Here is a 23,095-nt window from a genome sequence, read left to right on the forward strand (position 1 = left end):
ATTAGTTTTCCTCTTAATGTGCTTCTAGAGTTAATCCGTCATAAGCAACGCGGATATTATAAGGCGCACAAACCGCTTCTAATTCACCATGAAGTAATTTGCCACTATGGGAAATATGTGAAACAGCAATTTGAGTTTCTGAATGCAGGCAACCTTGTTGTTGTAGTTTTTCTTTAGCGGCAAATACGGTTTCTAGGCTCATGTGGTTATCTGTACGATTTTTCCCATTGAGTCCGTAAGTGCATTCAAATACGACAATATCAAGCTGTTTATTTTCTAGCCATTTCCATGTTAATTCAGGGAACCAACCTGAATCATGTCCATAAAAAATAGTTTTCCCATCCTTTTCAATGTGATAGACGTAGCACAATTCCCATTTAGCATGATTTGCGAGTAATGGCGTAATTTTATAACCATTTCTTTCGACGGTGACAAAAGGGATTAAGCAGTGGAAATCGAAACGCTCTTTGCTGTAGCCAGGCAGAACATCAAGGCAGCCATTAATTGCTCGGTCATTACCGAAAATATGTAATGGATGGTGAATTTCAAAACCATAACCTTCCATGCGGCTGAATAAATCGCCGACATTAAAATGGTCAGGGTGGGTATGGGTAAATAGTAAACTTTCAAACTTAGTTGCGTCCATTCCATCACGCATTAGCTGATAGCTAAATGTCGGGGAAACATCGATCAGCATAAGATCATCCACAATCGCGGAAGAATGGGTTCTAATATCTTTTCCCCCAAGTTCTCTTGCTTTCTGGCAGTGCTCACAACGGCAAAAAGGATTTGGTATACCTTCAGAAGCCGCAGTGCCTAAAAAGTGAAGTTTCATAATAATTACCTGTATTTTATTGTTTTATTTTGGGTTTTTTGATCCCTGATGTTGATGTTCAAACAAAAAACAAGCTAATTTGAACGTTCCAATAATAATATCGAGGGTTTGCTTTGCCAATAGTTGTTACTTTGTTCAGTGATCTCATTCAAAAAATATTTTTCATATTATTGATTTAATTGATTTTTGTTTTAATGGGTTAAGAAATGGGTAAAAACTGCAATATCTATGTTATTAGCTTGTTTTGTAAACTAATTTTCTATGGAACGTTCAAAACAATTATCGGTAGTCGCGATGAATAATTCAGGTATGCTATTGGTAGCAACAATCAAGGTGAAAAAGACAAATGGCAACAATCAAAGATATCGCAAAATTAGCAGGTGTTTCTCATGGGACCGTTTCTAATGTATTGAATAAGCGGGGAAATGTGAGTGTTGAGAAAATTGAAGCAGTCTATAAAGCTGCCAAGCAAATGGGATATCAGTTAAATACACAAGCTCAATTATTGAGAACCAATAAGAGCCAGAAGGTAGCAATACTTTTACCGCAATTAGTGTCTGATAAGTATGCAATATTTTTTAATTCATTTAGGCAATCGATGGCCCAGTATCCTGAGATAACTTATGATCTATTTTTGACGGATGATCTGGAAACGACAGAACTTGATGCATTACAAAAAATTGCAGCTGGCGGTTATAAGCAAGTTGTGGCAGTCAGTTGTTTGCAGGATGCTACCATCTATTTTGACACCTTAAAATTAACCGCTTCTCAAATTATTTTTATTTATCGTCAGCCTGCAAATGCTTACCACTTTTTCACATTGGATTACTCTCAGGCAGCTGATGCCATTTGCCAACAAATTGCGGCAAGTCGAAGCCAGTTAGTGGGTATTTTTAGTGATGATCATGGCGATTTAGAGCACGCCACCTTTGTCAGTGAGTTACAAAATAACCTTAAACAGAAGGCCCCGAATAAAAAATTTATTATTATTCGTGCTTCTAATGATGAATCTTATAAGGCGGCTTTTGGTTTTTTCTCTGAGGAGCAAATACCTGATTTATTTGTTGCTGAAGATATTGAAAAAGCCAGTTTTTTAACCCAGGCAAGTTTTTTTGGAAGTGAAGGCGATTGCCCTGCAATTTTTGCTTTAAGTGGCAACATTCCTCCGATACTAAAAGGGTTGCATTGTTTTCCTATGAACTATGCACAATTAGGATTGGAAGTGGTCGATGAACTGATGAGAGAAGATCTCGAAAAGAAAACTTCGGGGAAGAATACTGTCTACGTTCGTAATCAAAGTGGCAACCTTTATACGGCAACACCAGCAATAATTACTGACAATGAATCTGATCAAACCTTAAATTTACTCACTTTACCCAGCCCTTCAACAAACGCACTTAAAAAACTACTACCACATTTTTATCGGCAAACAGGAATTAAGGTTAATTTAGCTGTTTATCCTTATGATGAAGTTTACCAAATATTAGGGCAGCTCCATTTACACCCTTATTATGACTTACTACGTATTGATATGGCCTGTTTTCCTTGGTTTGCGGAACGCATCCTACAACCATTGGATAAAATAGGAAATGGAGTAACGGATTTATTAAGTAACTTTTCCTTACCGACACAGCAAAAATTTAGTTTGGTGAATGATACAGCATATGCCATGCCATTCGATGCCAGTGCACAAATGTTATTTTATCGTAAAGATCTCTTCGAAGATCCTATTTTAAGAAGAATGTATTACGAAAAAACGGGACAAGAGCTAACCGTTCCCATTTCTTTTACTGAATACGACCAGGTAACTCAATTTTTCACAGAGCTACATGAAGAAGGGGAGTTTTTACGGCCTTTTGGTGCATCAACGACGTTAGGCAGCGCTGGGTTAATTGCCACTGAGTATTTATTAAGGTATTACGCAGCAGGTGGACGGTTAATAAGTCATGGCCATATTCCTAGATTAGAAATGCCATTAGCAGGCCAGGTATTAAGTGAATATCTTCATCAAGTTTCTATTACAGAAAATATTCATAATAAATGGTGGAGTGAATCCGTTGAGCAATTTGAGCAAGGAAAACTTGCTATGTTGATTGCTTATATGAACCTGTTTAACGATGTCGCTCATAGTGATATTTTCCCTAAAATTGGTTTTGCTTCTGTGCCTGGGGGTATTCCTCAATTGGGCGGTGGGGCATTAGGTGTTTCTCGCTACAGCCAAAAAAACCATTATGCAGAACAATTTTATCGTTGGCTTTATTCACCAATAGTAATGGATCACCTCATTTTATTGGGGGGCAACAGTAATCATCAAGATTTCAGCCATAATCAAGAGGTTTGCTATCGTTACCCATGGATGCCCCTTGCTTACCAAGAAATAAACCGAGGGATCCGTGAATCTTCAATTCCAAACGGTAAGTTGTTTAACTTGCGCCAAGCTGAGGTCATTATCGGGCAAGGAATTACTAACGTTGTGAATAAAATCATGACTATAGATGAGACGATTGAATATATTAACCAGCGCTTATTGGTTGATACTCAAGGTGAGAGGTAAATAGCGGGTTAATTGGTATTTTAAATCAGCGGATAAACAGATGATAAGGCGTCATTACTTTTTAATTTTATCCGCACAAGTTATCTTCTTCGCACAAGTAATTTGTGATGAAGAGCGTTTCGCTCAGTCATTTTTATTCACTTTTATGGTTGTGGGAGATTGATGATAAGAAAAATCATGGCTAGGCCACTTGTTTTATTCATAATACTGACCAGCTTTTGATTTAAGTATTGCCACTATCTTTTTTTTCCAGGGTTGCATTGATTTTCGATACATTATGAACAACCGACCCAATGCCAAATCGTCAGGCAGGTTTCGAATATTTACTGTATTTTTGAGACCACTGTTACGAAGCCAGGGCTCAGGAACAATTGCAAGCATTGAGCTATTATTCAATGCAGGGATCACTTGTGAGTATTCAGGGCATTTAAATCCTATATTACGAGACATTCCCCTTCTATTTAGTTGTCTATCTAATTCATTTTCATCTTGCAACCAAGGTAAACAATATACGTGTTTGTATTTAACTAATTCCTCTAAACTAATTTCTGTGGAATTATTGAACTCCAGTTTTGCATCTTTCCCATATATTACAAGCAATTTACTTTCACCGATTGTTTCATATTTTAAGGATGACACTGGTTTTTGTTCACTTCCAACAGCGAACACCAAATCAATAGAACCATCTAGAACTTCATCTCGCCACGAACGCCTTTGGTAAGTTACGCATTCAATATAACAACCAGCTAATTCACACTGCTCAGATAGTATTGGGGTAATAATGTCTATTAAAGCTGGGGGACAAACAACCTTAAATGTTCTAGAGCCGTCTATAGCCTCAGTGAAAAGGTCATCATTAAGGGATATAAATAATGGAACAAGTTTCTCTTTTAAACTCAAAGCAAAAGGTGTTGGAATTTGTTTATTATTTTCTCTTTTGAATAGGGGATCGCCAAGTGATGCTCTTAACCTGCTGAGTGCATGACTAACTGCTGAAGGAGAAATATGGAGTTTAGCTGCGGCTTCCTTTGTACTAGATGTTAAAAGAAGAGCATATAAAACTTTTAGAAGATTAAAGTCAAATTGATTAAGGTTCATTTTCTTTGTATTAAATTGAGCAGTATTCATTTTGTTTATACTATCATTTACCCTCAATTACAAACGAACCTGAGTTTTATGAAAAAAATAAAATTTATAGCATTGATTGGCTTACACGGCTTGCTTTTTCCTGCATCTATGAGTGCTGCATTGCATCCTGAACAGCCGCTCTCTGAAGTACCGCCAAAGAGTATTTTTTTAGAATGGGCAAAACCAATAGAGTCTTTTCAGATGGCTCCACAGGTATGGTACGTAGGAACTAATAATCTGACTTCAATACTGATAACAACAAATAAAGGTCATGTATTAATAGATGCTGGATTAAACGAAAGTGCGGAATTGATTAAAAATAATATTGAGAAACTTGGTTTTAAACTCAAGGATATTAAGTATATTTTGAATAGCCACGCGAGACTTGATCAAGCTGGTGGAATTGCATATTTAAAAAAAGTTAGTGGGGCCAAGGTTGTTTCTAATAGAATCAATGCAGCTCAATTAATATTGGGTGGCGCTGAGGATTTTGCATTAGGTGATAAATTATTATTTCCTCCTGTTGATGTTGATATTTACATAAATGACAGAGAAGAAATTGAGTTAGGTGGTGTTGTATTCACTTCTTTATTTACACCAGGCCACTTACCTGGTTCTAACTCTTGGCGCGTTAAATTAAATAATGGAGATAAATTGATATATGCAGATAGTTTAGCTACCCCGGGGTATTACTTGGTCAACAATCTAAATTACCCTGAAATAATAGAAGATTTACAACATAGTTATTATGTGTTGGCTAACCAAGAAGTCGATATATTTGTAGCCAGTAAAGGTGAGCGATTTGGTCTTAAAGATAAACTTGAATCTCTCAGGAATGGAAATGAAAAAGCATTTTACGATAAAGATGGTTTGGGTTTATATGTTGAAAAATCAAGAATGTCTTTAATTAGTCAACTTCAATAAGCATTAAAAAAAGGATATTAATGAACCGTAATTATATATTTCCTATTACTGGGATGTTTTTCTGTGCTTGCATATCTGCTAGTGAATTAAAAATAGGAGTAGGTGCTGGAGTGGTAACTCCTTATGAGGGGGCTAAGAAATATATACTAACTCCAGATGCTATGATTCAATACACTGAATTAACTGATGACTATGGGATATTCAGTATTGGAACAGAGGGGGCTAAATGGCAATATAATATATATGACAGTATTAATGTTGGGGTTATTGGAACTTACTTGCAAGGTAGAAAAGAGGAAATAGGGTTTTCTGGAAATAAAAATACTGATCTAAAAGGCATGGGGGATCTAAAAGGAGCTGTTGCAGCAGGCTTAGAGATTAGCTATGCTATAAACGAGCATTCTCTCTATATAAACTCTTTAACGGCTATTGGGCATAGAAATTATGGCGGGAAAAAAATCGATAATGCAACACGATATGAATTCGGTATTAATTCTAATTTTGAATTAAATAATGAGTGGTCGATTGATTCAAATGTTTCTATTAGATATGTGAATAAAAATTATAATCAAGCTTACTTTGGTGTTACCGAAGAGCAATCAATGAAAACAAGCTATTTACCTTATACGCCTAATAGCGGGTTTAAGGATGTAGGTGTACTGTTTGGAGTTAACTACAAATTGTTTGATGATTTATATTTGAACCTGAAATCTGGTGGGTATTATCTATTAGGTGATTCAGTAAATAGCCCAATAGTTAAACAGAAGTATGGATTAATAAATATGATTGGAATGACTTATTCATTTTAAATAATATGATAAAAAATAATTTAAAAATCATTGTGACGCTTTCTATATTTATACTATATGGGTGTGCAATAGGTCCTGGGTGGTATAAAGAAGGTGTTAATTATGATGACACTCAAAATGTATTGTCAAAATGTAAATACGATATCGGTATTGCACTCGTGAGCTATACTGATAGGCCTGAACTTATTGCTGAGTGCATGAGGTCTCAAGGATATAGATACAAAAATTATTCACACAATCATTAGTCATATAAATATATAATATGTGATGCTATATGATATAGCATCATTTTAGGATTATTATGATTTTGCCAATTAGTAGAGTAATCAGGGTTTTAAATGAAAGTAATTTCTATGAGTGTATCAACTATGACTTATATCCTAAGATAGGGATTGTATATGCAATTGCTAAAAATAAGTCGGAAATAAAAGTAACTATTTCATCATTGAATGAATTAGGGAATATATTAAGGGTAACTATACAATCAGACAAAAATTGGAATAGAAGATATCAATTTAAATCCTATTTTTGGGAGCATGATTTTTATCATAGCTTTGGCCCGGTTCTTGACGCAATAACACCTAAGTTTATTAAGGTAAAATTCATGAGAGTTAACATTATTAAATATTTAGAATTATAAATTATTTCATGTTTAGTCTTCGTTACCGTATTTTTATTTTCCGATAGAGAAAGCTTTATACTAATTAGCCTCCACAGGCGCTATCAATAGGTGGGCTTGAAAGCTTTCTTTAAACAATATCGAAACCTACTTAATTTATAGTAGGTTGTAACCACTTGGGGTGATCCTACCCGTAACTATACTCGCACAATGGGGTTCATATGGGGGCGAGTTGAATTTAGTTGAAATTGGGCGAGTGTTGACTTCAGAGAGATACAAAGCAGAAACCCGCCTTTTGGGCGGGTTCTTTGAATGAGTGGTGCCCGGACTCGGAATCGAACCAAGGACACGGGGATTTTCAATCCCCTGCTCTACCGACTGAGCTATCCGGGCAACGGAGCGTATTAAACCTGATTTCATTGGTTGAGTCAAGGCGCTTTCAATAAACTTTTGACTGTATGCGCTTTTTTTCAACATGTTAGCTAGTTTTTAATCGAAAATACATAAAATCATTAAGGTTAATAACTGATGCCAGCCTTAAATCCGATTTTGGCTGGCATCCAATATTGGAAAAATTTTAACGTAAATAATTTTTCTGTGCTTTGTTCACTTTAATGAGGTAATTACGTGACTCAGCAGCTGGGTGCTTAGTGGACAAGGTTTCATACACTTCACCTGGTTCTAAATTGTTAATGCGCTGTGCGGCTTGTTTTTTATCGCTGTGGAAGACGCGTAGTACGCTACCAGCCCCGCCATTATATGCGGTAATAACAGCATAGCGGCGTGAGGTTTGGTTACGAATATCGCCTAAGTAGCTGTTTTGCAATATAGCTAAGTAAGCCGTACCCGTATCAATGTTTTTCTCTGGGTCAAATAAATAGTTACGGCTAGGAACACCGGATTTTCCTTGTGAGCGGAAAACATCTTTACCAGCTGTGTTTGGCATAATTTGCATTAAGCCAAGCGCATCAGAACGGCTAACCGCATAAGGGTTGAAACTCGACTCAATTTGCATAATCGCGAGGATTAAGGACTCATCTACGCCATATTTGGCCGAGGATTTCTTAATATAAGGTAAATATTTATGAGCCCGTTTATCTAAATGGTTTGGTACTAGTTGCATAGTTACGGACCAAACAATATTCATACCAGATTGGCGGCGCTGCATTTTATTTTCTACCAGATAATCAGCAAACTTTGTGGCTCGCCATTCCCAACGAATCGCTTCACCTGTGTTATCGAGTACTTGACCAAATAAAAAGGGTTCTTTGCTATGGGGAATATCATTGATATCAGAATAGAGGTCAATGGAATTGGGGTCGTCTCCCATTAATAAAGTGGTGACAATAGCTTTTTTTAAGTACTGTGAAGGTTCTACCGCTGAAATAGTCTCTACAGTAATGGTCCCTGCATCAAAATTAATATGGCTACGAGTTCGGTACTCATCGGTATATTTTACATAGTCTTTTGGACCAGCAATTAACACTTCTTTAATGCCCCAAATATTTTCAATATTGTGGGCAAATTGGCCCATTAAGATATTGAACCCATTAGTATCTTTGACATAATCCGGGTTAAAGTCAGGTTTTTGCTTGCTAGAACAAGAGACAATTAGAGGGATCAATAAACTCAGCGCAAATAGTTTTTTCATACGATTCACAGTCTTGGGGCAAAAGTCTACCTACTGAGTAGGTAGACAAACAGATTATTTTTCAGGTGTATAGCCATCAATATGGATGTCATGGCCTTCAAACAAGAACTTAATCATTTCTTGTTCTAACATTTTACGATCATCAGGGTTCATCGTATTGAGCTTCTTTTCATTAATGAGCATGGTCTGCTTTGTCATCCACTGACTCCACGCCTCTTTTGAAATCTCGTTAAAAATACGTTTTCCTAACTCACCTGGGTAAAGCTGAAAATCTTGCCCATCTGCATCACGTTGTAAAAATGTACAAAAAATGGTTCTACTCATTAATTTTTCCTCAAATATCAGGTAGTAAGGCGAGCTGTTTTAGTAAACTTTCAACTGGGGCTGCAAGGCCGATAGTTGCGCCTAGGTGTAAGTTATACCAGAGTCCTTTGCCTTCATCCATGGCAGAATTAAATGCCTGAATGTTAACTTTTACAGGGATAATATCTAAATGAAAATGGCTAAATGTGTGGCGGAAAGAAATTAATTGCTCTAATTGAGAATATTCTAAGCCTGATTCGGCCAGATAATCATTAAGTTGCTTTAAAGAGTCAAACTGTGGGAAGGCAAATAAGCCACCCCAAATGCCAGATGGTGGACGCTGTTCTAGCCACACATTATCGTCATGCTGCATAATCAAAAACCAAGCACTTCTCTCAGGGATTTTCTGCTTAGGTTTTTTGCCTGGGTAGTTTTGCCATGAATGATTGGCATAGGCTACGCAGCCAAAATTGAGGGGGCATAGTTCGCATTTTGGTTTACTGCGAGTACAGACCATAGCGCCTAAATCCATCATCGCTTGGTTAAAAAATTCAACTCCCACTTGTGGGGTGACATCAGTGCTGATTTCCCACAAACGGTTTTCGACTTCTTTTTTACCCGGCCAGCCATCAACCGCATAAGCGCGAGCTAATACGCGTTTAACATTACCATCGAGAATAGGGTAATGCTGTTTTTGTGATAATGATAAAATTGCCCCAGCAGTGGAGCGACCAACACCGGGCAGCGCTAAAACCTCATCAAATGTAGTGGGAAACGAGCCACCATATTGAGTTGCGACCACTTGAGCGGCTTTATGGAGGTTTCGAGCCCGAGCGTAATAGCCGAGCCCTGTCCATAAGTGTAAAACTTCATCAAGAGGTGCGTTGGCAAGGGCGGTCACATCCTCAAAGCGAGAGATAAACTTCTCAAAATAAGGGATTACAGTACTCACTTGGGTTTGTTGCAGCATAACTTCTGATAACCACACATGGTAGGACGATTTTTCCTGTTGCCATGGCAACGTTTTACGACCGTATTTGTGATACCAGTTGAGCACTGCAGATGAAAATTGTTGAGCTTCCATTAATAATTTTATTTTTTATTGATATTTCCAGTCATGATAGGAATTGCAACATAGACGAAGGGGGCTGTAAACCGCTATTGTGTTGTTTAGTGTAAAGTTAGCGAATTATCAACTGCATCCTTGTGGAAGTTTTGCTAAACTCCGGTATCCACCATGTTTCAAGGGTAAGGTTAGTTACTACAACTTGGGCATATAGGGCTATAGTTTGATGGGTTTGGTAATTCATCATCTTATCCACTTGATTGTTGGCACATTAACTTAATTGGGCACTCATTTTAGAACCTTTATTATGATCAATAATGTTATCTCCCCCGAATATAATGAAGATGGGCGGGTTATGCGCCGAGTCCGTAGTTTTGTCCGCCGTCAAGGGCGTCTGACAAAACGTCAGGAAGACGCATTAGAAAAAGAATGGGCAGAAAAAGGCATCGATTTTATCAATGAGCCTTTTGATTTTGCCAAAGTATTCAATAACTCAAATCCAGTGACTTTGGAAATTGGCTTTGGGATGGGCGCCTCATTGGTGACCATGGCATCTCAAAATGCAGATAAAAACTTTTTAGGCATTGAAGTTCATGCACCTGGTGTTGGCGCATGTTTAGCATCGGCAAAAGAAGAAAATATCACTAATTTACGGGTGATGTGCCATGATGCAATAGAAGTTTTAGACTGCATGATCCCAAATGGTAGCCTTGAAATGGTTCAGTTATTTTTCCCTGATCCATGGCATAAAGCGAAACACAATAAGCGTCGTATTGTGCAAGTTCCATTTGCAGAAAAAATTCGCAGCAAACTAGCTATTGGTGGTGTTTTCCATATGGCAACGGATTGGGAGCCTTATGCAGAGCACATGCTTGAAGTGATGAAGAGTGTCGAAGGGTATAAAAACTTATCACCATCAGGTGATTACGTTCCTCGTCCAGAAACAAGACCAGAAACAAAATTTGAAAAGCGCGGCCAGCGGTTAGGGCACGGTGTATGGGATTTAATGTTTGAGAGGATCAAATAATGGCTAAACAACCACGTAGTCGTCGTTTACGTAAAAAATTACGCTTGGATGAGTTCCAAGAGTTAGGCTTTACCGTTAAGTGGAGCTTTAAAGAAGGTACGCCGATTGAGGAAGTTGACAGCACCGTTGACCAACTGATTGCAGAAGCGATTGAACCGAATGGTTTAGCGTTTGAAGCTAGTGGCTATATGAGCTGGGAAGGGATCGTTTGCCTGCAAAAAATTGGTAAATGTACCGAAGAGCACCGCCAAATTGTTGAAAATTGGCTAAAATCAAAAGGGATGAATGACGTCGTCGTTTCTGAGCTTTTTGATGTTTGGTGGGAATAATAATTTTATTGAGTAAATCTCAATAAATAAACTGATTTTTCAGTCGCTTGAAGAGGCATCCAAAAATTGGGTGCCTTTATTTTCTGTTGCAAATACTATCTGGAGTCAACGTTTTGAGCGCCATGTTTTCTAACCAGCTACTCAACGATATCCTAGACCAAGTTCGCCCACTGATTGGGCAAGGTTGTGTTGCAAATTATATTCCTGCTTTAGGTTGCGTGCCTTCCCATCATTTAGGCATTGCGGTATCCACAATCGATGGCGATATTTTTACCGCAGGGGACGCGTACCAACGCTTTTCAGTCCAATCTATTTCAAAAGTATTAAGCCTTACACTTGCAATGACGCGTTATGAGGAAGAGGAAATTTGGAGCCGCGTAGGTAAAGAACCCTCAGGGCTACCCTTTAATTCGTTAATTCAAATTGAAATGGAAAAGGGGATACCTCGAAACCCGTTTATCAATGCGGGGGCCATTGTTATTGCGGATATGCTGCAATCACGCCTAAGCGCACCTAAACAGCGTATGTTGGAGTTTGTCCGAAAGCTATCTTGCGAACCTGATATCAGCTATGACACGGTTGTTGCTCGCTCAGAATTGGAACACGCCAGTCGTAATGCAGCCATTGCTTATCTTATGAAATCTTTTGGGAATTTTGAAAATGATGTTTTAACGGTTCTCGAAACTTATTTTCATTATTGTTCTCTAAGTATGAACTGTGTTGAATTAGCGAGATGTTTTTCCTATTTAACATCGCAAGGAATGTCATCTTGCTCCATTGACCCTATCATCACACCGCTACAATCAAGGCAAATCAATGCATTAATGATGACTTGTGGTATGTATGACGGCTCTGGTGAGTTTGCATTTCGGATAGGAATGCCCGGAAAGTCAGGCGTTGGCGGGGGGATTGTCTGCGTAGTACCAAACCAATTTACTGTCGCGGTTTGGTCACCTGAGCTAGACTCGGCGGGGAACTCTTTAGTCGGCTGTGCGGCTTTAGAGTTGCTATCGAAACGAATTGGGCGTTCTGTTTTTTAATTCATGCTCTACTAGGAGATTTTATGTTACGCCGTACATTAATTGCATTTTCACTCCTTGCTTGTGCAACGAGCCAAGCTGCAGATTATAACTGTTCTGTAACACCAAAGGATGACATCGTTATGACTCCTGAAAGTGTGCAAGTTATTGGTGCGAGTGGCGATTTAAAAATTACGCCAAATGGTGATATCACACTTAACGGTAAAAATATTGCTGCAACAGAGGCCCAAAAGCAGCAAGCTATTCGTTACCAAGCCGCTATTCGTCAGGACTTACCTTGGATAAAACTAGAATCAGAAAAAAAATTATCAACCTCAAGGGAAACGATAGACAAAGTTGTCGTTAAAGTGGTCGGTAGCGATAGCAATATCCGTAACCGGTTAACAAAATTAGAAAAAGAGCTTAATGGGCAAATCAATCAAATTATTGAGACTCGCCCTAGTGGTTATGTTTTTCACCATGAAGCCATGAAAACCGTTGAAACGAAAGGGCGCGAGCTAGTTAATGAAAGTTTAGGCGGCATTTTACAAGACAGCATCAACGAAATGGGGCGCAAGCAATTATTATCGGGTGGTGACGCCAGTAAAGCGCTACAAGGTGTGTTAGGGAACTTAGGTGGGTTACAACAAGAGCTTGAATCTGAATGGAAAAAACAAGAGAAAAGCTTCCAGCAATTTGGCCAACAAGTTTGTTCTAAAGTGACCTCAATCGAACAACAACGCGTCTCATTACTTAATTCAATCAAATAACCTTATGAGCAGTAATGTATTTTTTGTACATTACTGTTTTTTTATTTATCAATATTATCGTCATCATCAATTTGTGTGATATTAATTCCATTAATGGGAATGAAAATGAAATTGATTCTTATTTGATTGACATCTAAGCTGCTCACTTTACAATGCGGGTTTGGCTTAATGACTTAAATTGGGATCATTTAAATGAAAAAATTCATACCTGCTCTGCTTGTTTCTGTGTTGTCATTCTCTGCGCCTTTCGCTCTCAGCGCTGAATCTACCACTTTCACGCCAAATGCCGTGACAGCACAAGGTGTTGAAAAAGTGACGATCAAACACCTGTCAGGTGAAACTGAAGTCATGAAAAAACCACAAAAAGTGGTTCTGTTTGATTTCGGTGTTTATGACTCAATGCAAAAACTCGGCTTAGGTGACAAGGTTGTTGCACTACCAACAGGCAATGCTCCCGCTTATATAAAAGGCAGCATTCCTGCATCAATGGAAAATGCAGGTGGAATGAAACAACCTGATTTAGCCAAAATCGCGCAATTAAAACCTGACCTGATTGTGATCACAGGTCGTCAAGGTAAGTCTTATGATGAGTTATCAAAAATTGCACCAACCATTAATTTAGGTTCTGATAGCAAACACTATATTGATTCTGTGAAAGCCAATATTGGTGTGATTGGCGAACTTTATGGTAACCAAAAAGCGGTTGATGAGCAGTTGGTACAATTAGATAAAGTCATTGTAGACGCTCAGAAAAAAGCGGCTGATTCTAATAAGAAAGTATTAGTGCTGATGCATAACGACGGTAAATTAATTCCAAACAGCCAAGCCGTTGTTTACAACGTTGTGAAAGCGCAACGTTCTGAACTACCTGTTGATGAAAGTGCAGATAAAGCAAAACGCCGTGTAGTGGATACCAAAACTATTGCTCAAGCGGATCCTGACGTGATCCTGATTGTTGACCGTAGCGAAGCGATTGGAGCAGGTAAATTGGATAAAACGGTATTTGAAGATAGCAATATTCAAGAAACCAAAGCTTATAAAGATGGCAAAATTACTTACCTGCAATCTGACTTATGGTATTTGTCAGGTGGTGGTTTAGTCAGCTTAACTGAACAAGTTAATGCGGTAGTTAATGCACTGTAACTGATATCTGCCGCTGTCTTATTGATGGTGGCAATATGTATTACCTCAATTGTTATTCTTGTCTATTTCATTTTTACCTCTAAATAAAAAGCCCACTTTAATTTGAAGTGGGCTTTCATCTAATTTACAAGCGAAATGATTTATAAATGAACGGAATAATTGCTATTCTTCACCTAAAAATAACTCTAATAGGGAATTGAGAAACAATTTTCCATGCTCTGTGATCTGCCATTCATCCACAGTTTCTATGATATAACCTTTAGCTAAGGCTTCATCAATAGCCGCTCTAACTGTTGATTCTGGTAACCCTGTATATTGGGTAAATTCACTTCGAGGCATGGCTTCAAGTAAACGAAAACGGTTCATGAAATATTCAAATGGCCTATCGGAGGCGTCAACATCATAAGATTGATGCATGTATCGGCCTTCCATATAACCCCGAGGATGTTTTGTTTTTACGGTTCGTAAAATTTGGCCATCTTCAAAAGAAATTTTTCCATGAGCACCGCAACCGATGCCTAAATAGTCACCAAAGCGCCAGTAATTGAGGTTGTGTTGGCATTGGTAACCAGGTTTAGCATAGGCGGATGTTTCATATTGCTGATAACCTGCCGCACTTAATAATTTATGGCCTTCGGTGTAAATATCCCACAGCGTATCGTCATCGGGTAATACTGGAGGACGTGAGCCAAATTGGGTGTTGGGTTCAATGGTTAATTGGTACCAAGACAGGTGCGGAGGTGCAAGTTCAATGGCTTGGCGCAGGTCAGATAAACCTTCAACTTGAGTTTGTGCAGGTAACCCGTGCATTAAATCGAGGTTAAAGCTTCTTAAATTAAGATTAGTGGCCAACTGAGCCGCTCGTTTCGCTTCGTCAGCACCATGAATACGGCCTAAAGTGATTAATTTGTCATTACCGAAGCTTTGTACACCAATAGAAATACGGTTGATTCCTGCTGCTTGGTAACCTGCGAAACGCTCAGCTTCAACAGTGCCGGGGTTTGCTTCCATGGTGACTTCTGCGTGAGGATCTAGATCAACTCGCTGACGTACGCCATCCATTAAAGCCTGCATTGACTCAGCACTTAATAAACTGGGCGTTCCACCCCCAATAAAAATGGTTTTTACCGAACGCCCAGCAACTAATTTTGCATCGATGTCTAAATCGGCCAATAAGTGCGCCACATATTCTTGCTGAGGGATTTCCCCTTTAAGTGTGTGTGAGTTGAAGTCACAATAAGGGCACTTTTGCACACACCAAGGGATATGGATATACAGGCTCAGCGGGGGTAATTTAAGCATTCTTTAGCGCATCCAACATCATTGTGAGTGCTCTTCCACGATGTGAAACGGCTTGTTTTTCTGCTTTAGTTAACTCTGCTGAGGTGCAACCTAATTCAGGAACATAAAATATTGGGTCATAACCGAAGCCGCCTTGGCCTTTGCGTTCATGAGTGATGACACCGTGCCAACGACCATGAAAAACCAATGGTGTCGGGTCTTCTGCATGGCGTAAATAGACTAGAACGCAGTTGAATTGAGCCTGGCGTTGGTCGTCAGGCACATTTTTCATAGCTTCGAGTAATTTTATCAGGTTTTGCTCATCGGTCGCATCTGCCCCCGCATAACGTGCGGAGTAAATCCCCGGCGCGCCACCAAGTGCATCAACGGAAATTCCTGAATCATCAGCAATTGCGGGTAACCCGGTTTGCGCTGCTGCATGGCGCGCTTTTAGGATCGCATTCTCAATAAAGGTTAAGCCCGTTTCTTCTGCAGATTCAACACCTAATGAGGTTTGTGCGACGATATCCATCCCAAAATCACGTAGTAGGTCAGCTAACTCATTCACTTTTCCGGGGTTACCGGTGGCTAAAACAACTTTTTGCATTATTTAAAACTCGTTTTTACATAATACCAATGGAATACATCATTGCAGTTAATGATGGGTCAATCATCAGTGAGATATCAACACGCAAATAATTCAGAGCGATTAAAATAAACATAACAATCATTGCGGAGAAATCTAACCCGCCCATCGCAGGGATGATACGGCGAATTGGCGCCATTAAAGGCTCTGTTAATTGGTACAATAAATAGTCTACAGGGTTACGGCCTTGGCTGACCCAGCTTAAAATTGCGCGGATTAAAATCATCCAAAAAATCAATTTACCTGTATAGGTTAATAATAAAATCAGCCCCATAGGCAAAATACTTATGCCTAAAATTGGGAGCAAGTTAGTCGCCCACATACCAAAGATAATGGCTGCAATAGCTAAAATGAACGCAACAACGACAGATGCGGTATCTATCGCGCCAAAAGAAGGAATGACTCGGCGCAATGGTGCGACGATAGGTTGTGTTGCTTTAACGACAAATTTCGAAAAAGGGTTATAAAAATCTGCACGTACCCACTGCATCCATACGCGCAGTAGTAATACAAAAATATACAGTTGGATCAGGGTCGTAACGACAAATACTAAGGTCTGCATGGTGAATTCCGCGATTAATTTAAAAAAGTTTTTCCATTTCTTCAGCTCTATTTATTGCGCTTTGCATTGCATCGGCAACAATCTGCGGAAGATTTCCATTATAAAATTGCTCTAAAGCCATCGCGGTGGTACCGCCTTTAGAGGTGACTTGTTCACGTAGAGTCGAAAAAGCCGTGTCGTTTTGCGACTTAGCAAGCTCTACAGCCCCTTCAATCGCATAAAGAACGAGCTCTCGAGCTTGCTGTTTATCATAACCGAGTTGTTCTGCTTTTTGTTGCATCGCTTCCATAAATAGAAAGAAATAAGCAGGGGAGCTACCAGTAATGGCAATAATGCTATTGATTTCTTGCTCTTGTTGGCACCAAATCGTGGAGCCGACACTCTGCATCAGTTCTTGTGCAAATTGTTTGTCTTGCTCTGAAACCTTCCCTTGAGCAAATAGCCCACTAACGCCTTTTCCCACCAATGATGGCGTATTTGGCATGATGCGTACTAAATTCAACGGATGAGCGAAATAATCGTTATAGCGTTCAGCGGGGATCCCAGCAGCAATGGTGAGGATTAATTTTTGATCAAAATTAGCCGCATTTTGCAGTGGCTCACACACGTCTTTCATCATTTGCGGCTTAACGGCGAGGACAATCACATCCGCAGCTTTTACAGCAGCTAAGTTATCATCACTGCTAATGATGCCATATTGTTCAGCCAGTTTTTCTCGACGTACAGGCGTAGGAGAACACACTGTGATCATCGATGCAGGGTAGCCATGGTTAACCAGCCCAGCAATGATGGCGTGAGCCATATTTCCGGCGCCGATGAAGGCAATTTTACGATGTTGCATTCTGTTCTCCTATTTATTGGTGATATTGGCGCGCGCCAAAAATAGCGGTTCCTATGCGAACAAGTGTTGAACCGCAATGGATTGCTGCGCGCATGTCGTCAGTCATTCCCATTGAAAGCGTGTCAACCGTGGGATAAGTAGCTTGTAATTGCTTAAATGCCTCATTCATTTGATGAAACACAGCACATTGGCGCTCATAATCCGTTTCAGGTGCAGGGATTGTCATCAGCCCACGTAACACAAGGTTGGGCATAGCCGCGACTTGTGCAGCGAGGTCTGCCACTTCTTCTCGCGTTATACCCGATTTACTGTTTTCATCGCTGATATTAATTTGAATTAGCACATTGAGTGGGGCTTTTTCACTAGGGCGTTGGTCATTTAAGCGCTGGGCAATTTTCGCTCTGTCTAAGGTATGGAACCAATCAAAATGTTCAGCGACAAGGCGGCTTTTATTTGACTGTAAAGGGCCAATAAAATGCCAAATAAGGTCATTTCTGTTCGAAAAATATTGAATTTTTTCAACACCTTCTTGAACATAATTTTCACCAAATTGGCGCTGACCTGCCTCAATGGCTTCTAAAATAGCTTCACAAGGTTTTGTTTTACTTACCGCGAGTAGCGTAATGTCTTGTGGTGAGCGCTGACACTCTGCGGCAGCATGCTCAATACGCGCGGTGACATCAGAGATATTATTTTGAATGGTCATTATTTTATTCAATATGGTTTATTCAATACTATTTTATTCATGTCATACATGAATAGCGACTGTTGACCATAGTGTAAAGCAAATTACATCAGAACGGCACCATTGCATGAGGTTAAGCTAAAAATAACCACACAAAAGGCGCAATACTTATATCTGTTGCTCAAACCAGCTTTCAAGGATCACCACAGCAGAGGCTGAATCCACTTTGCCTTTACTTAGTGCTCGATAACCACCTTGTTCAAAAAGGCCAGCTTTTGCTTCAACAGTGGAAAGACGTTCATCGTGTAATTCGACTTTAACACCAAAACGGCCATGAATCCGATTTGCAAAATTACGGGCTTGGCTTGTAACAAGTTGCTCGGTACCATCCATATTAAGGGGAAGGCCGACAATAACCAACTGAGGTTGCCATTCTTTAAGTAACTTTTCGATTTGTTGCCAATCAGGACGGCCGTCACTGGCTTTTAGTGAGGTTAATGGCCGTGCAGTACCTGTAATTTCTTGCCCAACCGCTACACCGATGCTTTTGGTTCCAAAATCAAAGGCTAACAATGTTCTTCCAGACATTAAGCATGCCCCGCTTGCATTGAAATTGTATGAATATCAATACCAATTAATTTAGCTGCTGCGGTCCAGCGTTCATGAATTGGTGTGTCAAAAATAAGCTGAGGAGACGCTTCGACAGTTAGCCAGCTATTTTCCATAATTTCCCGTTCAAGTTGGCCAGGTTCCCAACTTGCATAACCTAGTGCAACTAATGAGTTTGCGGGGGAATGTTCACTTCCTAACATCTCTAAGATATCTTTTGATGTCGTCACCATCACTTCATCATTTAAGTGCAGGCTAGATAAAAAGCCTTTAACTGGAGTGTGTAAGATAAACCCATGCTCTTCTGCAACAGGGCCACCTGCGATAACAGGCTTTTTTAAATTACGATCATCAATTTTATCTGAAATCGTGATTTCGAGTTTTTTGAGCATCGTATCGACGGAAAAGTCATCAATAGGTTTGTTAATCACAATCCCCATCGCCCCTTTTTCGTTGTGCTCACACACATAAACGACCGATTGTTCAAAATAAGGGTCTGTTAAGGATGGCATGGCGATAAGAAAATGGTTTTGCAGATTCAAACTTAGACTCCAGCAAATTTAATCACAATTAATAGAATACAATAAAAGGCTAAATTATCGGTGGTAGAACAAACTGATGACGTTTACCGTGTAAAAACAATAAAAATCATCAGTAAAAATAAACCACCGCTATAAATTATTTATTGAGACGGCGTTCAATGGCATCCATTAACATACCGGTAATGGAGATATCAAATGCGGCTTCAATTTCCCGTGCACACGTTGGGCTGGTCACGTTAATTTCAGTTAAACGGTCACCGATGATATCAAGGCCAACAAATATTAAGCCTTTTTCTTTCAATGTTGGCGCAACAGCACGTGCGATGGCCCAGTCACTTTCAGTTAATGGACGCGCTTCACCACGGCCACCCGCAGCAAGGTTACCTCGGGTTTCGCCTTGAGCTGGAATTCGTGCTAAACAATACGGAACGGGTTCACCATCAACAACTAAGACACGCTTATCACCATCTTTAATTGCTGGCAGGAAGTTTTGTGCCATGCAGTAGCGGGAACTATGTTCTGTTAGCGTTTCAATAATCACACCCACATTTGGGTCATCTTGCTTGAGGCGGAAAATCGAAGCGCCACCCATACCATCTAGTGGTTTAAAAATAACATCGCCATGTTTTTGGTGGAATTCTCTCAACTTTTGTGGGCTGCGAGTGACTAATGTGTCTGGTGTTAATTCAGCAAACCAAGCCGTGAAGAGTTTTTCATTACAGTCACGTAGGCTTTGCGGTTTATTCACAATTAAGGTGCCAGCTTGTTCCGCTCTTTCTAGAATATAAGTCGCATAGATAAATTCAGTATCAAAAGGCGGGTCTTTACGCATTAAAATGGCATCAAGAGAGCTCAGGGCAATATCTTGTTCTCCCTGAAATTCATACCATTTTTCTGGGTTTTCTTCGACCGTCACGATTTTAGTTTGTGCGCGAGCTTCACCTTGGTGTAAATACAGGTCATTCATTTCCATATAATGGATTTCGTAACCACGACGCTGAGCTTCCAACATCATTGCAAAACTGGTGTCTTTCTTGATTTTGATGGACGAAATAGGGTCCATCACTATACCGAGCTTGATCATTTTTTCTCCTTACCCCAGATCACCTAAGCGCACTTGCAGTGCTGTGATAGCGGTTAGCGCAGTCGTTTCTGTTCGTAATACTCGAGGCCCTAACAGTATATCGGTAAATTGATAATTTGCTGTCATGGCAATTTCGTCTGCTGATAAGCCACCTTCTGGGCCAATCAACAATCGTACTTTCTTCAGTTCAGTGGGTAACGTATTAATACTTTCTGTTGCTCGTGGGTGCAAATTAACTTTAAACGCACCGTCATTTTCCGCGCACCAGGCTTCCAGTGTCTGCACTGGGCGAATTTCTGGAATTCGGTTACGGCCACATTGTTCGCAGGCTGCAATCGCAATTTTTTGCCATTGCAGTAATTTTTTCTCCAGTCGTTCACCGTCTAAACGAACACCACAACGCTCTGATAATAAAGGTGTTATGGTGTTAACCCCGAGTTCAACAGATTTCTGTATGGTAAATTCCATTTTTTCCCCACGAGACATGACCTGTCCTAGGTGTAAATCGAGAGGAGATTCTCTATCGTCAATCTGGCTATTTTCAATGTGCACGAATACATTTTTTTTAGTAGCTTCAGTAATTTCAGCGCTAAAGATTTGATTGCTGCCATCAAAAAGTTCGAGTTTTTGGCCCGCAGTCATGCGTAGTACCCGACCTACATGGTTTGCAGCATCATCACCAAGAGAAATCGTTGTATTTATTTGAAGAGGCTCTGGGTGATAAATGCGTGGAACGCGCATAGTTTTTCCTTAGTACAGACAGGGTTAATAAATAATATAGCTTTGATGAATATGGGGGTTGAATTGTTAAACTCAAGCACTGCTACCTAGTTTATAACGAAATACTGGCCTTTTATAGTATGTCTGTGCCATAAGCGACATCTTAAACCGCAATGAAAGTGAGCTAGGTGATAATGATATTCGAATAAACCGATTATACCCTACGGAATTAAAGTGTTTGGAGTAGAGAAAATTCACAGTATATTTATTTTTATCTCCATAAAGGAATAAGGAGTTAATATGAAGGAGTTAATCTGTATTTTAATGTCATCGGTCATATCTATTATTTCGCCGTCGGATCAACTTACATTATCGTGTCAAAATGAAACTAACATTTATTTAATTGATTTTACTGTTATTTTTATTTATTTTTCTATGCTGTTAATATCGGTTTTCTCAACTAAAAAACTGCTAATCTATTTTCCTGTTATCTGTTTCGGTGAATCGAAAATTATTATAAAAAATACTATTCTGCTTCTAATATATAGTGCATTAATTTTTATAATATATTGCTCATCTAACAGTTTTCGTATGGTTTTATTTTTAGTGTTATATATTAATTTAATAATTCCATTATTTATCATTGATAATAAAATAGGTTATCTCCCTGATATCCTTACATACCCATTATTATGGTTGGGGCTGTTATATCAAATCCATTTGCCTAATGGGAATGTTGTTTCCGCTATTTATGCGGTGTTGCTCGGTTACTTAGTGATGCTAATGGTGGTGACATTGGTTGAGAAAAAAACGCATCAACCGCAAATGGGAAGAGGGGATTTTAAACTCGTTGCTGCTTGTTCGGCCTGGCTTGGGCTTTGGCAGTTACCTTACTTTTTGGGAGCCGCCGCAGGCGTGGGGTTATTACAGTACTGGGTAACCTATGGGGTATTGCCTAAAATATATCCAAAAAAGCAGCAAACAAGTCTAGCTTATTTGGAGAGATCACCTCGGGCGAAAATAGCTAAGAAAACGAAGAAAATCCCATTTGGACCTGCGTTAATTATTAGTGCTAGCGTATGGTTGTATCTATCAATAATTGAATAAAATGACAACCATACGCGCATTCAGGGAAGGGGATTTATTAAGATGCGGCAGTGACTAAAGAATCTAAAAACTGCTGCCATTTACTCGGTTCACCAAGGTAATTTTGTAATGGAACACGTAACCATTTATCTTGCTGTTGTATCAACAGAGTTGGAAAACCAGAAGCCCCTGACTGCGCTAACAGAGCCTTACTGCTTTCGATGTGGGCTGGGGTTTCATGTTGTTCACATTCGCTGTAGTCGGACAGATACTGAGGTACATCAAGGCCAATATCTTTTGCAAGGTCGAGAAGCACGTCAACATCTTTAATATGGCGCCCTGAAATATAGTGCGCTTTTTGGATGGCTTTAAGCATTTCAAAGCCTTTGCCTTGCTTGGTTGCCGCTAATATAGCGGTTTGCGGTGGTGTTGAGTCCATAACCAAATTAGGTTCGTGTAGCATTTTTATATAGTCATCGCCAAACACTTGTCCTGTCATTGATGCAATGCGCTTATCTGATTGCAGAATATATTGGCGAAAATTATCATCTAAATGTAGACGAGCGTCACCTGCTAGCATGCCACCACCATGCATTTCAATGTTGATACTTGGGTGTTGCTTGGCAATTTCGACTAAAGGTGCTGCAGCGTAGCACCAGCCGCAATAAGGGTCATAAATATAGTGTAGGGTGATGTTGCTCATAATCGTTCTCTTTATTTGCTATTTTTAAGTAATTTGAATTAAGTTGTATCATTACCATCAAAAGATTAATACCACTATCATCTAGTTAAATCAGCCAAATTGTTTTAGGTAAGTCATTCAGTGTGTAGATACGAGGCATACCGCGCAACTGGCTGAAAT

25 protein-coding genes and 1 tRNA gene are annotated in these 23,095 nt (G+C 39.5%); 10 read left to right on the forward strand and 16 right to left on the reverse strand.

Going from position 1 to position 23,095, the window contains the following annotated elements:
- Positions 1 to 13: 13 nt before the first annotated feature.
- Entirely contained in the window at positions 14 to 835 is an 822-nt protein-coding gene (locus PSF67_RS17015; protein ID WP_195698262.1) for an MBL fold metallo-hydrolase, read from the reverse strand.
- Between the two features lie 346 nt (positions 836 to 1,181).
- Here PSF67_RS17015 and PSF67_RS17020 point away from each other — a divergent pair, with 346 nt between their 5' ends.
- Positions 1,182 to 3,389 carry an extracellular solute-binding protein gene (locus tag PSF67_RS17020; protein ID WP_195698263.1) on the forward strand — a complete coding sequence of 736 codons (2,208 nt, stop codon included), beginning with the start codon at positions 1,182 to 1,184 and terminating at the stop codon, positions 3,387 to 3,389.
- A 195-nt stretch (positions 3,390 to 3,584) separates the two neighbouring features.
- On the opposite strand, the gene PSF67_RS17025 is transcribed toward PSF67_RS17020, so the two are convergent.
- The gene (locus tag PSF67_RS17025; protein WP_272677308.1) at positions 3,585 to 4,517 is read right to left on the reverse strand and encodes a LysR family transcriptional regulator; all 933 of its coding nucleotides are present in this window, start codon (positions 4,515 to 4,517) and stop codon (positions 3,585 to 3,587) included.
- A 108-nt stretch (positions 4,518 to 4,625) separates the two neighbouring features.
- Between PSF67_RS17025 and PSF67_RS17030 the strand changes: the two genes are divergently transcribed.
- The 3 genes from PSF67_RS17030 (at position 4,626) to PSF67_RS17040 (ending at position 6,890) form a co-directional block, all read left to right on the forward strand.
- Positions 4,626 to 5,441, forward strand: a complete 816-nt coding sequence (locus PSF67_RS17030) for an HARLDQ motif MBL-fold protein (protein ID WP_210848843.1) — start codon at positions 4,626 to 4,628, stop codon at positions 5,439 to 5,441.
- A gap of 20 nt (positions 5,442 to 5,461) precedes the next feature.
- A complete protein-coding gene (locus tag PSF67_RS17035) occupies positions 5,462 to 6,250 on the forward strand; it encodes a MipA/OmpV family protein (protein WP_272677309.1) in 789 nt (262 codons plus the stop codon).
- A gap of 301 nt (positions 6,251 to 6,551) precedes the next feature.
- Positions 6,552 to 6,890 carry a hypothetical protein gene (locus tag PSF67_RS17040; protein WP_195698265.1) on the forward strand — a complete coding sequence of 113 codons (339 nt, stop codon included), beginning with the start codon at positions 6,552 to 6,554 and terminating at the stop codon, positions 6,888 to 6,890.
- 296 nt (positions 6,891 to 7,186) lie between these two features.
- Here the strand turns inward: PSF67_RS17040 and PSF67_RS17045 are convergent.
- The 4 genes from PSF67_RS17045 to mutY form a co-directional block, all read right to left on the reverse strand.
- Positions 7,187 to 7,262 (reverse strand) — tRNA-Phe (locus tag PSF67_RS17045).
- A gap of 184 nt (positions 7,263 to 7,446) precedes the next feature.
- Positions 7,447 to 8,520 (reverse strand): membrane-bound lytic murein transglycosylase MltC, encoded by a 1,074-nt coding sequence (gene mltC / locus PSF67_RS17050; protein WP_166267763.1) that lies wholly within the window; start codon positions 8,518 to 8,520, stop codon positions 7,447 to 7,449.
- Positions 8,521 to 8,574: 54 nt separating this feature from the next.
- Positions 8,575 to 8,844 (reverse strand): oxidative damage protection protein, encoded by a 270-nt coding sequence (locus PSF67_RS17055; RefSeq protein WP_004264665.1) that lies wholly within the window; start codon positions 8,842 to 8,844, stop codon positions 8,575 to 8,577.
- A 10-nt stretch (positions 8,845 to 8,854) separates the two neighbouring features.
- A complete protein-coding gene (mutY, locus tag PSF67_RS17060) occupies positions 8,855 to 9,907 on the reverse strand; it encodes an A/G-specific adenine glycosylase (RefSeq protein WP_272677311.1) in 1,053 nt (350 codons plus the stop codon).
- A gap of 289 nt (positions 9,908 to 10,196) precedes the next feature.
- Between mutY and trmB the strand changes: the two genes are divergently transcribed.
- The 5 genes from trmB (at position 10,197) to PSF67_RS17085 (ending at position 14,177) form a co-directional block, all read left to right on the forward strand.
- Positions 10,197 to 10,916, forward strand: a complete 720-nt coding sequence (trmB, locus tag PSF67_RS17065; RefSeq protein WP_272677312.1) for a tRNA (guanosine(46)-N7)-methyltransferase TrmB — start codon at positions 10,197 to 10,199, stop codon at positions 10,914 to 10,916.
- Positions 10,916 to 11,245: a YggL family protein gene (locus PSF67_RS17070; RefSeq protein WP_004914167.1), complete on the forward strand. Its 330-nt coding sequence runs from the start codon at positions 10,916 to 10,918 to the stop codon at positions 11,243 to 11,245. Before trmB ends, PSF67_RS17070 begins: the two co-directional genes overlap by 1 nt.
- Positions 11,246 to 11,358: 113 nt before the next feature.
- Positions 11,359 to 12,285, forward strand: coding sequence for a glutaminase B (glsB, locus tag PSF67_RS17075; RefSeq protein WP_102139774.1), 927 nt, complete (start codon positions 11,359 to 11,361; stop codon positions 12,283 to 12,285).
- Between the two features lie 23 nt (positions 12,286 to 12,308).
- On the forward strand, positions 12,309 to 13,034 hold the full coding sequence (locus PSF67_RS17080; protein WP_272677313.1) for a DUF2884 domain-containing protein: 726 nt from the start codon (positions 12,309 to 12,311) through the stop codon (positions 13,032 to 13,034).
- Between the two features lie 192 nt (positions 13,035 to 13,226).
- On the forward strand, positions 13,227 to 14,177 hold the full coding sequence (locus PSF67_RS17085; RefSeq protein WP_272677314.1) for a siderophore ABC transporter substrate-binding protein: 951 nt from the start codon (positions 13,227 to 13,229) through the stop codon (positions 14,175 to 14,177).
- 162 nt (positions 14,178 to 14,339) lie between these two features.
- Here PSF67_RS17085 and hemW read toward each other — a convergent pair whose 3' ends face one another.
- From hemW to rsmE, 9 genes are all read right to left on the reverse strand, one after another.
- Entirely contained in the window at positions 14,340 to 15,479 is a 1,140-nt protein-coding gene (gene hemW, locus PSF67_RS17090) for a radical SAM family heme chaperone HemW (RefSeq protein ID WP_102139771.1), read from the reverse strand.
- Positions 15,472 to 16,065 carry an RdgB/HAM1 family non-canonical purine NTP pyrophosphatase gene (gene rdgB, locus PSF67_RS17095; protein WP_102139770.1) on the reverse strand — a complete coding sequence of 198 codons (594 nt, stop codon included), beginning with the start codon at positions 16,063 to 16,065 and terminating at the stop codon, positions 15,472 to 15,474. The genes hemW and rdgB overlap by 8 nt, the downstream gene beginning before the upstream one ends.
- Before the next feature lie 16 nt (positions 16,066 to 16,081).
- Positions 16,082 to 16,666, reverse strand: a complete 585-nt coding sequence (locus PSF67_RS17100; RefSeq protein WP_094962050.1) for a YggT family protein — start codon at positions 16,664 to 16,666, stop codon at positions 16,082 to 16,084.
- A gap of 19 nt (positions 16,667 to 16,685) precedes the next feature.
- Positions 16,686 to 17,507 (reverse strand): pyrroline-5-carboxylate reductase, encoded by an 822-nt coding sequence (gene proC, locus PSF67_RS17105; RefSeq protein WP_272677315.1) that lies wholly within the window; start codon positions 17,505 to 17,507, stop codon positions 16,686 to 16,688.
- A 13-nt stretch (positions 17,508 to 17,520) separates the two neighbouring features.
- Positions 17,521 to 18,213, reverse strand: coding sequence for a YggS family pyridoxal phosphate-dependent enzyme (locus tag PSF67_RS17110; protein ID WP_272677316.1), 693 nt, complete (start codon positions 18,211 to 18,213; stop codon positions 17,521 to 17,523).
- 147 nt (positions 18,214 to 18,360) lie between these two features.
- Positions 18,361 to 18,780: a Holliday junction resolvase RuvX gene (gene ruvX, locus PSF67_RS17115; protein WP_102139766.1), complete on the reverse strand. Its 420-nt coding sequence runs from the start codon at positions 18,778 to 18,780 to the stop codon at positions 18,361 to 18,363.
- Positions 18,780 to 19,343 carry a YqgE/AlgH family protein gene (locus tag PSF67_RS17120; protein WP_102139765.1) on the reverse strand — a complete coding sequence of 188 codons (564 nt, stop codon included), beginning with the start codon at positions 19,341 to 19,343 and terminating at the stop codon, positions 18,780 to 18,782. The genes ruvX and PSF67_RS17120 overlap by 1 nt, the downstream gene beginning before the upstream one ends.
- Before the next feature lie 136 nt (positions 19,344 to 19,479).
- Positions 19,480 to 20,427 carry a glutathione synthase gene (gshB, locus tag PSF67_RS17125; protein WP_102139764.1) on the reverse strand — a complete coding sequence of 316 codons (948 nt, stop codon included), beginning with the start codon at positions 20,425 to 20,427 and terminating at the stop codon, positions 19,480 to 19,482.
- 9 nt (positions 20,428 to 20,436) lie between these two features.
- Positions 20,437 to 21,168 carry a 16S rRNA (uracil(1498)-N(3))-methyltransferase gene (gene rsmE, locus PSF67_RS17130; protein ID WP_102139763.1) on the reverse strand — a complete coding sequence of 244 codons (732 nt, stop codon included), beginning with the start codon at positions 21,166 to 21,168 and terminating at the stop codon, positions 20,437 to 20,439.
- A gap of 279 nt (positions 21,169 to 21,447) precedes the next feature.
- Between rsmE and PSF67_RS17135 the strand changes: the two genes are divergently transcribed.
- A complete protein-coding gene (locus PSF67_RS17135; protein ID WP_272677317.1) occupies positions 21,448 to 22,254 on the forward strand; it encodes a prepilin peptidase in 807 nt (268 codons plus the stop codon).
- A 37-nt stretch (positions 22,255 to 22,291) separates the two neighbouring features.
- On the opposite strand, the gene PSF67_RS17140 is transcribed toward PSF67_RS17135, so the two are convergent.
- Positions 22,292 to 22,936: a DsbA family protein gene (locus PSF67_RS17140; RefSeq protein WP_210844405.1), complete on the reverse strand. Its 645-nt coding sequence runs from the start codon at positions 22,934 to 22,936 to the stop codon at positions 22,292 to 22,294.
- Between the last annotated feature and the right edge of the window lie 159 nt (positions 22,937 to 23,095).

Origin of the sequence: Providencia sp. PROV076, assembly GCF_028483405.1 — a bacterium.
In the GTDB taxonomy this organism is placed as follows: Bacteria; Pseudomonadota; Gammaproteobacteria; order Enterobacterales; family Enterobacteriaceae; genus Providencia; species Providencia huaxiensis.

Bases quoted from the DNA above. Each gene is read 5' to 3' on its own strand.
- PSF67_RS17015 (WP_195698262.1), bottom strand. From the start codon at position 835: ATGAAACTTCACTTTTTAGGCACTGCGGCTTCTGAAGGTATACCAAAT.
- PSF67_RS17020 (WP_195698263.1), top strand. From the start codon at position 1,182: ATGGCAACAATCAAAGATATCGCAAAATTAGCAGGTGTTTCTCATGGG.
- PSF67_RS17025 (WP_272677308.1), bottom strand. From the start codon at position 4,517: ATGAATACTGCTCAATTTAATACAAAGAAAATGAACCTTAATCAATTT.
- PSF67_RS17030 (WP_210848843.1), top strand. From the start codon at position 4,626: ATGAGTGCTGCATTGCATCCTGAACAGCCGCTCTCTGAAGTACCGCCA.
- PSF67_RS17035 (WP_272677309.1), top strand. From the start codon at position 5,462: ATGAACCGTAATTATATATTTCCTATTACTGGGATGTTTTTCTGTGCT.
- PSF67_RS17040 (WP_195698265.1), top strand. From the start codon at position 6,552: ATGATTTTGCCAATTAGTAGAGTAATCAGGGTTTTAAATGAAAGTAAT.
- mltC (WP_166267763.1), bottom strand. From the start codon at position 8,520: ATGAAAAAACTATTTGCGCTGAGTTTATTGATCCCTCTAATTGTCTCT.
- PSF67_RS17055 (WP_004264665.1), bottom strand. From the start codon at position 8,844: ATGAGTAGAACCATTTTTTGTACATTTTTACAACGTGATGCAGATGGG.
- mutY (WP_272677311.1), bottom strand. From the start codon at position 9,907: ATGGAAGCTCAACAATTTTCATCTGCAGTGCTCAACTGGTATCACAAA.
- trmB (WP_272677312.1), top strand. From the start codon at position 10,197: ATGATCAATAATGTTATCTCCCCCGAATATAATGAAGATGGGCGGGTT.
- PSF67_RS17070 (WP_004914167.1), top strand. From the start codon at position 10,916: ATGGCTAAACAACCACGTAGTCGTCGTTTACGTAAAAAATTACGCTTG.
- PSF67_RS17080 (WP_272677313.1), top strand. From the start codon at position 12,309: ATGTTACGCCGTACATTAATTGCATTTTCACTCCTTGCTTGTGCAACG.
- PSF67_RS17085 (WP_272677314.1), top strand. From the start codon at position 13,227: ATGAAAAAATTCATACCTGCTCTGCTTGTTTCTGTGTTGTCATTCTCT.
- hemW (WP_102139771.1), bottom strand. From the start codon at position 15,479: ATGCTTAAATTACCCCCGCTGAGCCTGTATATCCATATCCCTTGGTGT.
- rdgB (WP_102139770.1), bottom strand. From the start codon at position 16,065: ATGCAAAAAGTTGTTTTAGCCACCGGTAACCCCGGAAAAGTGAATGAG.
- PSF67_RS17100 (WP_094962050.1), bottom strand. From the start codon at position 16,666: ATGCAGACCTTAGTATTTGTCGTTACGACCCTGATCCAACTGTATATT.
- proC (WP_272677315.1), bottom strand. From the start codon at position 17,507: ATGCAACATCGTAAAATTGCCTTCATCGGCGCCGGAAATATGGCTCAC.
- PSF67_RS17110 (WP_272677316.1), bottom strand. From the start codon at position 18,213: ATGACCATTCAAAATAATATCTCTGATGTCACCGCGCGTATTGAGCAT.
- ruvX (WP_102139766.1), bottom strand. From the start codon at position 18,780: ATGTCTGGAAGAACATTGTTAGCCTTTGATTTTGGAACCAAAAGCATC.
- gshB (WP_102139764.1), bottom strand. From the start codon at position 20,427: ATGATCAAGCTCGGTATAGTGATGGACCCTATTTCGTCCATCAAAATC.
- rsmE (WP_102139763.1), bottom strand. From the start codon at position 21,168: ATGCGCGTTCCACGCATTTATCACCCAGAGCCTCTTCAAATAAATACA.
- PSF67_RS17135 (WP_272677317.1), top strand. From the start codon at position 21,448: ATGAAGGAGTTAATCTGTATTTTAATGTCATCGGTCATATCTATTATT.
- PSF67_RS17140 (WP_210844405.1), bottom strand. From the start codon at position 22,936: ATGAGCAACATCACCCTACACTATATTTATGACCCTTATTGCGGCTGG.